General features: G+C 40.3%; 14 protein-coding genes and 1 pseudogene. 1 reads left to right on the forward strand and 14 read right to left on the reverse strand.

The genetic code is table 11. The features are described from left to right. The first annotated feature begins 876 nt into the window (after window positions 1-876). Window positions 877-1,614, forward strand: a complete 738-nt coding sequence (locus tag CWB66_RS22775; RefSeq protein ID WP_138586604.1) for a LuxR family transcriptional regulator — start codon at window positions 877-879, stop codon at window positions 1,612-1,614. Between the two features lie 42 nt (window positions 1,615-1,656). Here CWB66_RS22775 and trpS read toward each other — a convergent pair whose 3' ends face one another. From trpS to CWB66_RS19190, 14 genes and pseudogenes are all read right to left on the reverse strand, one after another. Further along, complete coding sequence (gene trpS / locus CWB66_RS19125) at window positions 1,657-2,658, reverse strand: tryptophan--tRNA ligase (protein WP_138586605.1); 1,002 nt, start codon at window positions 2,656-2,658, stop codon at window positions 1,657-1,659. A 37-nt stretch (window positions 2,659-2,695) separates the two neighbouring features. Continuing rightward, entirely contained in the window at window positions 2,696-3,883 is a 1,188-nt protein-coding gene (locus CWB66_RS19130) for an amino acid aminotransferase (RefSeq protein WP_138586606.1), read from the reverse strand. Window positions 3,884-3,908: 25 nt separating this feature from the next. Then, window positions 3,909-4,307, reverse strand: coding sequence for a VOC family protein (locus CWB66_RS19135; RefSeq protein WP_138586607.1), 399 nt, complete (start codon window positions 4,305-4,307; stop codon window positions 3,909-3,911). Continuing rightward, on the reverse strand, window positions 4,297-5,034 hold the full coding sequence (locus tag CWB66_RS19140) for a class I SAM-dependent methyltransferase (protein ID WP_138586608.1): 738 nt from the start codon (window positions 5,032-5,034) through the stop codon (window positions 4,297-4,299). The genes CWB66_RS19135 and CWB66_RS19140 overlap by 11 nt, the downstream gene beginning before the upstream one ends. Window positions 5,035-5,068: 34 nt before the next feature. Then, window positions 5,069-5,989 (reverse strand): hypothetical protein, encoded by a 921-nt coding sequence (locus CWB66_RS19145; RefSeq protein ID WP_138586609.1) that lies wholly within the window; start codon window positions 5,987-5,989, stop codon window positions 5,069-5,071. An 18-nt stretch (window positions 5,990-6,007) separates the two neighbouring features. Next, entirely contained in the window at window positions 6,008-7,336 is a 1,329-nt protein-coding gene (locus tag CWB66_RS19150) for a phenylacetate--CoA ligase family protein (RefSeq protein ID WP_138586610.1), read from the reverse strand. Next, window positions 7,333-8,508, reverse strand: a complete 1,176-nt coding sequence (locus CWB66_RS19155; RefSeq protein ID WP_138586611.1) for a Rossmann-fold NAD(P)-binding domain-containing protein — start codon at window positions 8,506-8,508, stop codon at window positions 7,333-7,335. The genes CWB66_RS19150 and CWB66_RS19155 overlap by 4 nt, the downstream gene beginning before the upstream one ends. Before the next feature lies 1 nt (window position 8,509). Further along, the gene (locus CWB66_RS19160; RefSeq protein ID WP_171037542.1) at window positions 8,510-9,469 is read right to left on the reverse strand and encodes a class I SAM-dependent methyltransferase; all 960 of its coding nucleotides are present in this window, start codon (window positions 9,467-9,469) and stop codon (window positions 8,510-8,512) included. Then, a complete protein-coding gene (locus CWB66_RS19165) occupies window positions 9,456-10,406 on the reverse strand; it encodes an NAD(P)-dependent oxidoreductase (RefSeq protein ID WP_138586613.1) in 951 nt (316 codons plus the stop codon). Before CWB66_RS19165 ends, CWB66_RS19160 begins: the two co-directional genes overlap by 14 nt. Window position 10,407: 1 nt before the next feature. Beyond that, entirely contained in the window at window positions 10,408-11,553 is a 1,146-nt protein-coding gene (locus CWB66_RS19170) for an aminotransferase class I/II-fold pyridoxal phosphate-dependent enzyme (protein ID WP_138586614.1), read from the reverse strand. A 26-nt stretch (window positions 11,554-11,579) separates the two neighbouring features. After that, on the reverse strand, window positions 11,580-12,188 hold the full coding sequence (locus tag CWB66_RS19175; RefSeq protein ID WP_138586615.1) for an acyl-homoserine-lactone synthase: 609 nt from the start codon (window positions 12,186-12,188) through the stop codon (window positions 11,580-11,582). Window positions 12,189-12,876: 688 nt separating this feature from the next. Beyond that, window positions 12,877-13,244 (reverse strand): annotated as a pseudogene (locus tag CWB66_RS22785) (IS21 family transposase); the annotation flags it as partial. 92 nt (window positions 13,245-13,336) lie between these two features. Then, the gene (locus CWB66_RS23115; RefSeq protein ID WP_354384686.1) at window positions 13,337-13,591 is read right to left on the reverse strand and encodes a sigma factor-like helix-turn-helix DNA-binding protein; all 255 of its coding nucleotides are present in this window, start codon (window positions 13,589-13,591) and stop codon (window positions 13,337-13,339) included. Between the two features lie 169 nt (window positions 13,592-13,760). Then, complete coding sequence (locus tag CWB66_RS19190; protein WP_354384687.1) at window positions 13,761-14,471, reverse strand: TraG/VirB4 family ATPase; 711 nt, start codon at window positions 14,469-14,471, stop codon at window positions 13,761-13,763. Between the last annotated feature and the right edge of the window lie 55 nt (window positions 14,472-14,526).

Raw genomic sequence — 14,526 nt, forward strand, 5'->3', positions numbered from 1 at the left:
AAAGTGAAATCGTCAACGTGGAGAGTGCATAACGTAGTGATCGCGACAACTAGTTTGACAAACACCGATAGCCATCTTAGAATATTTATTTTTAAAATAAACGAATCGTAAGGATTGGAATGCTTTTATGGATTTAAGCATAGTTGATGTTATTATTATCTTAATTATGCCAACAGGCTCTTTTTTTCAAGCCTATACTATTTTTGGTTCCCGACTTGTAGACATTCCATTGCTAGGCTTTACCAAACCAAAATTGATACCTGGTCCACTACTCATATCTTATTTATTTCTCACTATCTTTATGGATCATAGAAAACGAGCTCATTTGAGAACCTTCCATATTCGCAATACGAGTTTGGGACTGTTGATTGGAACATTAATAAGCATGGTTGTATTACTAAATTTCAATAGCCAAACCTTTACCACCATTACTTCGATACTCGTGCTATTTGGCGTCGTGTCAAGCTTTATGGCCAGCTCTTTTACACTGACCCATTTAAATATTTGCTCAAGCCGTTTGTTTAGTTGCAGATGTGGTGAGCACGTTAGCAGGCTTCCATGGACCACCTTTTACAATATAAAATTGCATCACTTGTGAGAACTAACTTTGCCATTGCCTTTGTCTTCTCGACTTTGCTCTATTGTTGCACTTGCATTGGCTTAGAGTTTATCAAAATATATCCCTGTATCTAAGCTTATATTTAGTGCCAAGTACGTACCTAGGTTACTATTTGGCTCAGCCTGTATCGTGGTTAATCAGTCAGAAGTAAAGTTAGTATACAATATTACTAATTTCGACCTTGAGCGGACTTTCACACTGTACAAAGAGATGTTTGAGTTCATCTAGTTACCAATTTTCAATTAGAAGTATTTAAAATGGTTATGCAGAATACCTTAGAAGCTATTGAGCAGTTAAAGACTGCATCCACATTGGTAGACGTCAAAGAGTTTTTGAGCCGCCTCTTAGAAATCATAGAATATGATTACTTCTTAATTGGCCTTATTTTGCCACAATCTATCACGCGATCTGATGTACTTATTCTAGACAATTACCCCCAGAGTTGGCGGCAATATTATGATGATACTAAGCTTGTTAAAATGGATCCGATAGTCCGTTATTCTATGAACAATTACTTGCCAATTATCTGGGCTCATTTAGAAAAAGATAAGCGATACTCCAAACAGGAGCTACTAGTGATCAAAAAAGCCCATGAAGCGGGTTTACAGTCTGGGTTCAGTATTCCCTTTCATAACAATTTTGGAGAATTTGGCATGATAAGCTTTGCACTTAAAAGTCAGCAAAGTGACAGTGTGTCAAAATTTAATAGAGCGCTCCCCTTTGTTCAACTCATTGTGCCAGCTTTGCAAGATGCGTTAAAACGCATTGACTCTAGGACTTCTATAAGTAATACCACTTTGACGAAACGAGAAACGGAGTGCCTTACTTGGGCAGCAGAAGGTAAAAGTAGCTGGGAAATCTCCAAGATCCTCGGCTGCTCAGAGCGCACCGTATTATTCCACTTGCAAAATGCCGGCTCAAAGCTCAACGCAAATAATCGCTACCAGACGATTTCAAAGGCCATCATATCCGGCGCACTTAGTTTATCCATTTAATTTTATTAGCCATCATCCATGATTATGATGACTATCATACTCTTACTTTAATAAATTCAATCCAAATGCCTGCTTGACATCGTACAGAACTTCATTGGTTTTGACGACGCCAAGTGCGGTGCCCCGAGATAGGATGTCAATCAACATTGTTTTGTCTTCTAAGAAGCGGCTGCGACGATCACGGATAGGCCGTAATGTTTCTTGTAAGCACTCTTCTAGAATCGATTTAACCTTGCTATCTCCTAGACCACCTCGCATATAATGCGCTTTTAATCCTTGTACCAGCTCAATATCTGGGTGAAAAGCGTCTAGGTAGGTAAACACCACATTCCCTTCTACTTTACCAGGATCTACGACTCGAAAATGGGTCGGATCTGTGTACATCATTTTAACCGTAGCTCTGATCTCGTCCTCAGTTGAACCTAGCGTGAGTGCATTCCCCAATGATTTAGACATTTTGGATTTACCATCGGCACCAGGTAGGCGTGCAACATTACTTAACCGAGGGGCACACTCAACTAATATATCTTTACCCGCTACTCGGTTGATTTTTCTCACAATCTCATTGGTTTGTTCAATCATAGGTAATTGGTCATCACCAACCGGCACACTAGTCGCTCTAAACGCAGTAATATCCGCCGCCTGACTAATTGGGTAAGTCAAAAATCCAGCTGGAATAGATTGCCCAAACTGTTTACTAGTGATTTCAGCTTTAACCGTTGGGTTCCGCTCTAACCTAGATACCGTAACCAAATTTGCATAGTACATCGTCAATTCTGCCAATGCCGGTAACCCCGATTGTAGGCAAATTGTTGTCTTTACGGGATCGATCCCAACGGCAAGGTAATCAGCCAAAACGTTTACTATATTTTTTGAAACCTTCGATGGGTTTAACCCATTGTCTGTTAACCCTTGCATATCAGCGATCAACACATATTGTTGATTGTGTTCTTGTAAGGCTACACGCTGCTTCAATGAACCAACGTAATGACCTAAGTGTAAGGGCCCCGTAGCCCTATCTCCTGTAAGAATGATTTGTGACATTCCTTTCTTTCCTTATTAAAATTTGTGTATTGAACGGCTAATTGGTATTTACAACGTGGTTAATCGCCGATGCTAAATACCCACATTGAGATAACCCTACGCCAGCTATATTAATCCTACCACTAGGTACAATGTATACGCCAAACTCTGACTTTAATCGTTCAATTTGCTGTATATCCAAAGCCGTCAATGAAAATAACCCACTTTGCTGTTCAATATAGTCAAACTGTGTATTGCCAAGATCATTAAGCGACAAGACAAGCTTTAATCGTAATAACTTCAGCCTATCTCTCATCTCACCGAGCTCTTGCTGCCATATACTGAATAACTGCTTATCACCAAGGATCTCAGCAACAATAGCTGCGCCATGATCAGGCGGCATGGCATAGGAGCAAGCCGCTATCTGTAACAAGTGCTTTTTAATGAGCTGTGAGCTGGCAGTGCTGCTACCAACAGCAATAGCGCATCCAGTACGCTCTCGATACAGTCCCATATTCTTTGAATAAGATACCGAGATAAAGGCATTTTCTACATGATTAACCAATAGCCGCAGCCCAGTAATATCTTCAGTGATCCCCTTTCCAAACCCTTGATAAGCTAAGTCAATCAAAGGCATAAACCCTTGCTTATGGGCCAGTTCAGCCAAGGCTCGCCACTGTTCCAGTGTGATATCTGCACCCGTTGGGTTGTGGCAACATCCATGTATCAAAACGAGATCATTGCAATTCGCTTCGCTCAGTGCTGCCAACATCGCGGATTCATCAACCGTTTGGGTCAACGGATCGAGATAAGGGTAGTAAATCACCTCAATTCCAACTGCTGTCGCGGTTAAAGGGTGGTTTGGGAAGGTCTCTTTAGGTAACCATATCCTGGTCTCCGGGCAAAGCTGTTTAGCCAGTTCAACAAACAGTCTAAGCGCCCCACTGCCACCAGGCGTCTGCAGTGCGCTTGCACGTTCAATTGCCCCACTACCGCCGAGTATTAAGTGTTTGGTTGCTTTATTAAAAGACTGATTACCAGCAAGCCCTAAATAGTCTTTTGAGTGTTGCGAATCCAGAAGCGCCACTTGCGCTCTGCTCACCGCCGACATGATTGGAGTATTACCTGTTTCGTCTTTGTATACACCAATACCCAGCTCTATTTTCTCAGGTCTTTGATCTTGTCTAAATTCAACCATTAACTTCATGATTGGATCATGGCCTATCTCTTTTAAGTTGCTCAACATATGTCGCTTCTGCTTAACCTTACTACTATTGATTCACTTGTTCTATGAATCGGATTAAGTATCCATCCGGATCCCTAAATATCACTTGATTGACACTGGCAATTCCATCAGGTAGGCGATACTCTATGGTTTCTGTTTCAAGAAATATATCCTCCGACGGGGTAGAACAGTCAAGATCATCTAAGCTCTCTACCTTAAACGCGATGTTCATGCCATTACCAAACGGCGTATTATTGCCATGACTCATCCAAGTGGTTTCGCCAAGTTGTTGCAACATAAGTTGAATATCGTCTTTGTACAAAAATATAAACCCTTGCTCCTCGCGCTCAAATAACACTTTAAAGCCAAGCTTTTGAGTATAAAAAGACAAACTGCTATCAATGTCCCGGCAAACCAATTCAGGGATTGTATTATTAAATTCCATTACTTACTTCCCGGTTACTCAATTTTATGCCTTCGATAATTAAAAATTGTGCTTTATCTTGATTGTCACCAAATGCAGGGCAGTACTCAATACACTTTATATGGGAGAATCCTGCACGGGAAAATGTGTTTAGATAGTACTGAGTCGGCCAATAGACATCTTCGAGTTCTAACGTACCGTGATCAGTTTGCAATTCGGTTGTCATTTTTTCGCCTGGTGAATAAACTCGGCCAATATCACCATTACGCAAAAAATCAAATTGAATACCGGTGTAAGCCGGATTCATTGTAAGCATGGTAAATTTTGCTCCAGGCTTTAACACTCGATAAATTTCTTCACAGATCGCTATCTGCTCATCATGTGATGGGATCTGCATTAATACATAGCAAGAAACAACACCATCGATACTGTTATTTTCAGAAAATGCGAGTTTATTTTCTCCTACTTGGTAAAATGACAGATCTTTATTTGTATACTCATTTTCACAGTAGTTGATCATCTCTTGAGAGATATCTACGCCGGTGACCTTTTGTTTATATTTTTCAGCAAGGTAAGCGGAAAAAAAACCTGGACCGCAACCATAATCTATAATATGGCCCGGCTTATTTAGTGCTTCTTGCTGTGATGAAATAACACCTAAATACCCCATTTCAATCCATTCTACAGCGGTTGTATGCTTAGAATATTCTGAAACTGAATCTCCTGATTCTAGGTTTTCGTGGATCATAATTAAGTCCTATTGGGTAACTTTAACTAATTTATTAGCAGTTTTTTTTCGTTGCGTGATTTAACTTATTTAGTAATTGTTGGGCACTGTTGTAGGCAGCAGCCAACGTTTCCTTATTGCTAATTTCAGCCTCAATTAAGCTTGTTATCGGGTTGTCTCCTGATAGATTTACATGGGGCAATATGTCACAGTAGTGAATATTTAAGTGGCAGATGAATGCGCGTAATCCATAAAGTGCGCCCAGATTCCAGTACAAATCCGAATACTGTGTTAAGCGCTTTATAGTGCCTTTGAGCTCTACCATGTTAATACAATCTAAATCCTTTCCTACGCGCAAAAACGACTCATAATGTGCTGAGTTAAAACACTGTAAATCAGCGCAAAGTAGATCAACTTGCTGATCCTTGAGGAGTAAACAACACGCTAAAACTGCTTGTTTATAGATACGGATCAGTTCACACAACCAATGTGTCAGCTGATCATGACTCAAACCATAGCATTGCTGGGGAAGCGCATATTGAAACACGGTATGCTCCATGGTTGTGCGGTGTATATAAGCTAGCGGTTCAGAGTAAAGCTGAGGGAGCATATATTCGCCATGCTCAACGATATGATGGTAAACCATGCCCCGTAATGTATACCGAAGTAAATTACCAGTCTGTTGAGGATCTAAACCAAAAGCGCCTATATGCGTATCTACTTCCAGCAACAATTCATGCATCCAAAGTGATTGCTCATCCGCATTACCAATCTGGTGTAAATGTTGCTGGAAGCGCTCATCCAATAGCGTCAATGCATTGATAACATCAGTAAACTTTTTTTGTGGAAGCGCTTTGATCACCTCATCAACATACCCAGTGCGTGGGTGCCTGTGAAAATTATCCTTGAGTTTATTGATCAGGTTTTCTTTGATCTCTTGATCAATTTCACAAGCGGCTTGATAAAAATACAACATACTAGGCAACCCACTCATTTAAAGGTTTGAAATAATTTGGTTACGCTTACCGCGCGGGGTAATTTTGATGTCGTCAACAAACCGAACTGTTACATCAAAGTTATTGTGCAATAGGCTATCAATCTCATTGGCAATATCAACTTTGATTTGCTCAGTCATTTTACTCGTCGGAATACAATCAAAATACACATTGTCTAATGTATCTTGGATCAACTGCCAAGATGCCAAATGTTCACCGTATTTCATTAAGCGAGTATAGCCGACATCTAATAGGTAACCTGGGGAGTATTCTTTTCCTTCGCGCGTTTTAAACTTAGAGTTGCTGCGCCCTTTAAAGTCTCCAATTTGTCTGAATATTCGGCCACAGCCACATGTTTCGTCTTCAGGTTTTAACTGGATCATGTCACCTTGACGGTAACGTATAATGGGCATCGCCCAGTTATATAAGTTAGTCGCAATTAACTCGCCCAACGACTCGTCTTCAATCACTTGATCATGTTCATCAACAACTTCTACAATGTTGATATCTTCCCAAATATGATACCCACCATGAGGACACTGCGCAGCCACGGTACCAGCAAGCTCTTCGGAACCATATTCATCCAATACTGGCACACCAAAGATCTTACTCCACTGATCACGCTCTTGCTGCAGAGACATTTCTGACTTCACATTAATACATTTCAAATTAGTACGAATAGCATCAATGTCGTCTTGGCTTAAACCTGTCATAATATCTTTCAGCTTTGATGGATAGAGCGTCAACATATGCGGCTTTGATGCTACGAGTTTTTCACGAGAGTCTTCTACACTATCAAGGGTCCAAATATGAGTCAGTGGGAAACGCCCTTCAGGTAGTGAAGAAAATGGATAAACACCGGTATAAACGTAAGTTTGACGATAATAATCTGGGTAGCCATCCATCATCATGTGATAGATCCGATACGCAGTGACAACCCGTTCAATCATGGTGTCGTCGCTATAAGCAACACGAACAACCTTGCCACTTGACCCGCCGGTGATAGCAGTTTGAACATTATCTAGGGTGTAGCCCTCAGCCAAACTATTGTGCGGGAAGTTATCTATCAGATCGTCTTTTTCAATTATAGGGAGTTTTGCAATATCTTTAACGCCTTTGATCTGATTGATATTTATACCATGGCTGTCATATTTCGCGCGATACATTGGTACATTGTTATATGCATGACGTACCATTTTGACAAACTTCTCATCTTTGAGCTTATCCAGCTCATCACGTCTAAGTGATTGATTATGATTTAGTTCTTTCCAAATTTTATAGCCATCAATCGATAGCTTTTCTAATTCTTCTGTGGTGAAATCTCTCATTTTTTCTCAATTCCTTTATGTTGATAGATAGCTGCTAAATAACGGCTTATATGTCTTGTCGTTAATTCTGAATTTAAGGTATGCTGTAACGCCAAAGCTTGCCAGTGGTTGAGATTGTATGGCGAATAATCGATTTGTCTGTCGCCATCTACAGCACCACAGCTAAACTCAAAGTGATTAAGGACATCAAGGCTAAAAAAGCCATGAGTGCTTATAAACTCGCGGGGATCAATACTCTGACCATACCTACCTTTATGCAATTCAATCGCTAACAGTAATTCAATCATGTCTTTGGTTACTTGATTGCCAAGCGATCCTATTGAGATCACGTTTATTCCGCCCGCCTGCTCATGTTTTGCCATATCTTTCGTTAGCGAATCTAATAACTGTGTACTTTGTGAAGATTGATTGATCCCCGCTAGACATATTTTAGTGATACAGTCATGCTCAAAGCACGTTGAAAATAGTGAATCTAGTGTAGATCTAGCAACGTCTTCTTTAGTGATGAAACCAAACTGACTTGGGTGCGCACAAAGCTCCAATTCAGCGCGGGTGTAGACAGTACTATCTCCACAACCAATAACATGCGCCTCGTCGGTGGCCTCATACCCTATCAAAGCCCTCGGGATGGTCAGGCCGACAGAAGCATTAGCACTTTCATGCAAATTAATCAGAAGTTGATGCAGTGCTCCATTAAAATAGATTTTCCACAACAGGTAATCCCCGCCACTGATAGTAGATAATCCATGCCGGTATGGACAGCTGACTCCCAAACCACCAGCACCGCCACTCGACACCTTTTGAATACGCTTTACGCCTTGTTCAAATGCTGCTTTTAAACAATTAAAATAAGCAAACATCATTTCTGATGCCCGTTCAAGTGACATATTTTTAAATATCGGCACCAAAATATTGCCAACCGGTAAGCAATCAATGATGTAATCCGGTTTTAGCGTTTGAATTAGCGCTGATAATTTGTCAAAACCTTCATTGCAGAAGATGTCAAAGTTAATGATATCGAGGCTGTCTTCTTGACCAAGCGCTTTTGTCAGAGCAGTGCGCCTTTGTATAGACTTACAGTGTAGCGTTAACTTTGCCACACAATGATTCATAAGCAATCTTTGCGCACATGCCTGCCCCACTTCCCCACATCCCAGTATCAATACATTCATATCATGCAACCTTACATATCCACACATAACTGTTATCAACAGCGAGTGGGATCTCTTGAGTGAGACTTAAATTACTATTGTCAAAAATAGACATATAGTCTGCACGGGTGCGTGGGATTAACCCTTGAAGTCGATGAATATAATCAAAGCCCTTTGAGAATATGTTATTAACTTCATTTGCCTTTTCACCAGTCACCGTATCAAAAATAACGATGTATTTTAGATTTGGGAAAATCTCACGATAGCTACTCAACAAGCGTTCTAATCTCTCGTTTGGCTCAATATGGTGCGTGAAGAAGGTAAACATAATGGCTTCGATGTCTTCATGCCGGCCTTCAATTTTGGTGATATCTTGTTGTTTAAACTCCACACCATCGACCGATGACTTAGTGAGGTTTTGGTTCGCCAAAGCGACAGCATTGGCATCCATGTCCATACCTACTCCTTGCAAACCAAAGTTTCTGCAAAGGTTAATTAATCTGAGCCCTGCGCCACATCCCATGTCACACAGCGTGCCTGTTAATTCTAATTCGGCAACCACTTGACCTAATTGTTTATCAATGAATGCTGAGCCAATTTCCGCAGAGTGCTTTGCGACACTGCCGCCATCATAGGGAATGCGATCTAGCTCACCATCAAACATACGCTCTTGCTCACTGAGTAAATCACGATAGGCATAAAGCCAAAGTTTAAAGATCGGGACTTTCTTTTTAATCTTTTCGCGACTCACCAAGAGCTGGTAATGCTCATGCTGTGATGATAAAATACCGCCCTCACATAGAGAGTTGATAATTGCATCTAAATACGACCCTTTATCTTTATATACTTCTTTCAATAGATGTTCACTGACACTGTCATTTTCATCTAGGTGCTCAAAGAACCCCATATGCTCTGCAAGAATTAAAGCTTTACTGGTAATACAGCCAGAAAATGCAATATCAAGATTGTCATAAACGCTCATGACGACTCCTTTCATATTGTTTAATATTGTCCACCGCTTTAGCAAGCAAAGCCTGTATTGCCTCTCGAGACTGCGCTGCAATATGGGTAGTTGCCATAAATACAGAAGGCTCTAAAGACAACAACCCATACTGGTCTTTTGCAACGCCGGGCGTTTCTAGCCACTCTTGGTAATAACCATCCATGTATGCGGATCGAATTGTTTTCGTTGTCAGCGCATTTCTTAGCGCTGTCGGGCAAATAACGTGTGGGGAGCTGAAACAGAGTAGGTCTAGATCTTGATTGGCATTGGCCAAAATATTTTCATCTATAAGCGACTGAGTTGTCTCATTTAACGTCACACTGACGACAACTAGATCACAGATGCTCATTAACTTTGATAGTTCTAAAAATTCAAGCCTATGTGTATCATGTAGTGCTTCTTTAGTGGAACTTGCATGATAGTAAACGGGTTGGTCACTTACTGTGCGAATAAGAGTGAGCAAAGAACGATTAATATTACCAAGTCCGATCAACCCGATTTTTGTGCCTGCAAGCTCTTTGTAAGGGTTTTGAAACCACGTGCCCGCTTGCATCATTTGCCATGAAAAATGAAACCTAGTATTCCTCATTATCATTGTGGCAAAAGCAAACTGAGCGACAGTCTCGGCATTGAGCTTAGGGGTATTCATGACCTCGACGCCCTTATTAGAAGCAGCTTTAAGATCGATAAAAGAGCTCGTGCCCGTGCCAAGCACGACTACCAACTCTAGCACTTGAGCCACATTTAAAAACTGCTCTGAACAATGTTCAGGACCGCCGATAATGTAATAATGACTATCTACCAGCGCATCAATGATCTGTTGCTCATCTTTTGGCTCTTTGAGATGATAAATTTGGCAATCTAACTGCGCTAACTGAGTGATATCAACATCGCCAGTAACAAGTAGTTTTTTCATATTACTTTTCCAAAATACGTGTTACGGCTTCTTTAAGCTTGCCAATTCCTTCATAGAATTCAGTGTCAGGCTTCATCAAAGAAATTCGGATAAACTGGGTATGCTGCGACTTTGAGTTCCAATAAAAGAAGCGCCCTGGTAGCACTGCAATATCATACTCTTTTAGGCGAGCTGCAAAACTAACATCGTCGTATCCTGTCGCGCTGATGTCGATCCAACATAGCGGTAACTGGCACTTTTCATCATTATCAAAAACCTTCAATCCCTTACCAGCTAAAGCATCATTAATGGTTTCACTACGTCTTCTCACTTCATTCTTAATGGTAGTATCAACACCAAATTTGGCTGTTACGGCAACAAACTGCTTAAGCAATGCCAATGCAAAGTTACTACTGCAGAGGAAAATCTCTTCATAGAGCAAACGAATTGTGCTGCTGATGGCTTCTGAATAAACCATCAGGCTAATTTTGAGGTCTTGGGTCGGCCATGTTTTACCAGTATCTTCAATCACAACGTAATCAATGCCGGACTGTTCTAAAATATGATAATCATCAAAGTTACTTTTGCCATAAAGTCTGAATGTTCTATCTAGCAAAATTGTGATGTTGTGTGCTTTACATTGTTCAACAAGATAGATAAATTCACACTCTGTCATCTCCAACCCTGTAGGGTTATTTGGGTTAACCAAAAACAATGCATCGATGTCGCCACAGCTCACAATCTGCGCTAATTGATTTTCATTTTTAAGTGCTAACTCATCAAATGCACTAATATCAACACCTCGACGCTTCAAAAGCAGATATAAATTGTCAAAAGCAGGTTCAATCAATGCGGTACGCTTGTTCTCCTTATGGAGCCAGGCTGCAACAATATCAATTGAGTTTGACGCTGTCGGACACACACTAAAGTGATTACTTGAGCGCAATGTCGACGAGTCAATGAGTTCAGCAAATTGGTTTTTGAACGCTTTTTCCATATCTGGAATAGAGTGGTCTTTGCCCTCTTGCCAGTAGCGCTGTAGGTTATTAATAATGTCCACGTAATGCTCATTAATATCATGGTAAGCATGTCCGTCTGCAAAGTTATATAGATAACTTAGGCCTTCGACTTCAACTTCAGTCAGACTATCGTAACGATCGGTGTTCATGATGTTTCCTTATCAAGTTAACATTGTTAGATACATGATTTATCCTCGACGGCGAGCATAAACTGGCTATTCACCTGAATACTGAGCGCAATCGACTTCGCATTTCCAAGTAAATGTACTTTCTTGTCACCTATGCGGGTAAATGGGATCCCAATGCGCTTAAGAATCCGTTCAACTGCAGTTGTGGTTACCGTGACGTATTCCTTGATGCCATTCTCAATGGCATAGTCATATATGCCTCTAAATAGCTTCATCGTAATACTGCTACTTTTATTAGTTTCTGATTGAGCAAGGCGCTTATCAACAGCAAAGCGACTTAGCTCATAAACTGATTCAGAAGCAGGCATGCAGTGGCCTACTAGTAAAGTATAAAAAGTGTTTTTAAGCATATATCTACCCAAAGTCGGTAGAATTCGCCAACATCCATAAATCTGCATGCTATTGTCTGTAACGTAGAGGTACTGCGCATTCGAATAGTCGTATTCATCAGACTCAAGTTGAAGCTCTAACTGCTTGCTAGCATGTAGTTCCCACTTTAGGCGCTTAACAAAAACTTGATAACGCAAACGACAAATTTGTTGATATTCTTCTTGTGGAATTGAATTATAGTTTGCACATTTTGTGACGACTCTCATCGGTAGCTCTCCCTTTACTGTGTACCGATATTACTATATAAGTTCCAAAGTACTTTCATACCTGTTAGATCTGACAGGTATTGTAAAAAGACGGACTAGCGTAAATTTAGGAGCTGTTAGCATCAATCATAAATTGCAAATTGCACCGAATTTAATTGAACGTGATTTTACTACCACAGCACCAAGTCAGAAGTGGGTAACGGATATGACCTATTTAAGGACCAACGAAGGCTTGCTTTATTTGCCGTTATTATCGACCCGTTTTCAATAGCGGTAATTGGTTGGTCTATGACTTTCAACATAAAAGCAGGGCTCGTGAACGAAGGCACATGCGAGGTCGCTTTTGCATCAGCCTGTTGCGCCTACAATTAAAATATTCTAATGTAGACTCAGCCAGGTGCTTTGGCTGAGGCTGCGTATTTGCGTTTAATCTAGATTGCACTTTGGCGAGAAAATAAGTTAATTTAATTGACCGGGTAAACTGAATTTAGCTTGTCTCACTAGTCGCTCTATATAGCTTTGTTCTTAATATAGGTTTTGCTGCTCAAGCTGTTGCTTGAGTTCTTGCTTTTTACCAGATAACTTGAACAGTTGAAGTTGTTGATTAATGATAGTAATCTGTACCACGTATGTTGCTATGTGTAATTATTTTTACTGGTTGTGTTTGTTGTGTGGGTAAGGGTTGTTGGTATTGCTTCATCACCTTATTGTTCATCGCACCGAGTAGCGTTGCTATTTCATAATTGAGTTGCGCTAAGCTGTGAAAAGTTTGGTTACGCAAGCGCACCATGATCCAACGCTCAACAATTTGTACACCTTCTTCAGCCTTCGATTTATCTTTTGGTTTATAAGGTCTAAGCCAGAATGACAGCAACGTTAAAATTTAAAGCAACGCGCATAACTCATTACCCAACCTTCAAGTTGCTGCCTATACGTTGCTTCAGCATAGGTATAATTTTCCACAAATAGCTTTTCGCCCCCTTTATGCTGCTGAAGCATTGATAGTCGTTACGTACCTAACCATTGTTTATAAGCTCGGCAGAAGTGACAGAAGCTTTAATAAGGCTCACCCACTTTTTCAAGTAATTCATCAAACACGAGCTGCAATGTTAGGTGTTTATGTTGTTTGAAGTCTTAAGTGATATTTATCACTCAGGCGTTGAGGGTCTTTTCTTGCGTGTTGAGAAGCGTCTAAGTTTAGTGCTGAGAAATGTATTTTTCTGTTTCTCATGTGGTGTGGGCCATTGATTTACGCCTAATTCATTGGCCTTTTTAAGATAATTAGCCACTGTACCAGCTGAAATATTTAAACTTCTGGCAATCTCTCGACGGGATAATTGTGCAGAATATTTCAGCCGTAAAATGGAATGTAATTTACTCATAGATACAGGTCTTGTTCTCATTGTTGTTATCCTCAACAAACGATTCAGATAACGGTTAACACACCTATAAAAATGATAAAACGTGAACTCGGTTACGAGTGGTATTAAGCTTTGATCGGTAAAATCTTATGAAGATGAAAATGATCATTTACAAGTGATTTTGGTGATCAAAGCTCGAGATAGTATGCAATTAACTCGCGAGCATTTTTTCAAGCTCTTCTTCACTGTAATACTGGTCATCTTCTTTTGTCACTTTACTGCTATTATGCTTTTCTTTATCTATTACAGCCTGAATAGCATTCGCAATAGTCATGCCGGCCGACCTAAATGAGTCGATAGCTGCCAATTCATTACCATCTGTAGTAAACATTAACTGCTGGTATCTTGGTACGAACAACCGGCAAACTTCACGAGCACTACCTGTACGTATATAAAGTTCTGAGTATTGGCCTTTTACAGTATGCACAGATTTCAACAAGGCGAAGTCCGTTTCATTACCATCAAACTGTTTATTAGCACGTACCTTTTCGATTACTTCAGGTTCTTGTCGTAGAAACACTTTAAATTGGGAGTTATCAGCCATAGCCCGACCAACTTCTGTTTCGTATGCATCTGAGATAGACTGTGTTATACATATACCTGCAGCCTGATATTTTCGGAACCGGCGCCAGCCAGCTTCAAGGAATTCAGCCACTGCCAAACCTGCCCCCCCTTTTATCTTAATGTACTCCCAGGCCTCGTCTAAAATAAATAACTTATTACGATCTTTTCCACTTAAGAACATTTCATGTTGAATACAACTTATGCATTGAAGTAAAACTGCAATCTGTAAATTTTTTCTTGATTTTAATTCTTCTAATTCAATTACCCTCTCTGTCAGACTAGTTGTCGCGCTTAATATTTAACCATTAAATAGAGGGTGTGGAGTAACAATGAAACATTATTCAGCGCAAAGC

Source organism: Pseudoalteromonas sp. S558 (assembly GCF_005886635.1).
In the GTDB taxonomy this organism is placed as follows: Bacteria; Pseudomonadota; Gammaproteobacteria; order Enterobacterales; family Alteromonadaceae; genus Pseudoalteromonas; species Pseudoalteromonas aliena.

What these genes read in the sequence shown, in the direction of transcription:
- CWB66_RS19150 (WP_138586610.1), bottom strand. Translation starts at nt 7,336, where the DNA reads ATGAGAGATTTCACCACAGAAGAATTAGAAAAGCTATCGATTGATGGC.
- CWB66_RS22775 (WP_138586604.1), top strand. Translation starts at nt 877, where the DNA reads ATGGTTATGCAGAATACCTTAGAAGCTATTGAGCAGTTAAAGACTGCA.
- CWB66_RS19165 (WP_138586613.1), bottom strand. Translation starts at nt 10,406, where the DNA reads ATGAAAAAACTACTTGTTACTGGCGATGTTGATATCACTCAGTTAGCG.
- CWB66_RS19145 (WP_138586609.1), bottom strand. Translation starts at nt 5,989, where the DNA reads ATGTTGTATTTTTATCAAGCCGCTTGTGAAATTGATCAAGAGATCAAA.
- CWB66_RS19160 (WP_171037542.1), bottom strand. Translation starts at nt 9,469, where the DNA reads ATGAGCGTTTATGACAATCTTGATATTGCATTTTCTGGCTGTATTACC.
- trpS (WP_138586605.1), bottom strand. Translation starts at nt 2,658, where the DNA reads ATGTCACAAATCATTCTTACAGGAGATAGGGCTACGGGGCCCTTACAC.
- CWB66_RS19175 (WP_138586615.1), bottom strand. Translation starts at nt 12,188, where the DNA reads ATGAGAGTCGTCACAAAATGTGCAAACTATAATTCAATTCCACAAGAA.
- CWB66_RS19140 (WP_138586608.1), bottom strand. Translation starts at nt 5,034, where the DNA reads ATGATCCACGAAAACCTAGAATCAGGAGATTCAGTTTCAGAATATTCT.
- CWB66_RS19155 (WP_138586611.1), bottom strand. Translation starts at nt 8,508, where the DNA reads ATGAATGTATTGATACTGGGATGTGGGGAAGTGGGGCAGGCATGTGCG.
- CWB66_RS23115 (WP_354384686.1), bottom strand. Translation starts at nt 13,591, where the DNA reads ATGAGAACAAGACCTGTATCTATGAGTAAATTACATTCCATTTTACGG.
- CWB66_RS19130 (WP_138586606.1), bottom strand. Translation starts at nt 3,883, where the DNA reads ATGTTGAGCAACTTAAAAGAGATAGGCCATGATCCAATCATGAAGTTA.
- CWB66_RS19170 (WP_138586614.1), bottom strand. Translation starts at nt 11,553, where the DNA reads ATGAACACCGATCGTTACGATAGTCTGACTGAAGTTGAAGTCGAAGGC.
- CWB66_RS19135 (WP_138586607.1), bottom strand. Translation starts at nt 4,307, where the DNA reads ATGGAATTTAATAATACAATCCCTGAATTGGTTTGCCGGGACATTGAT.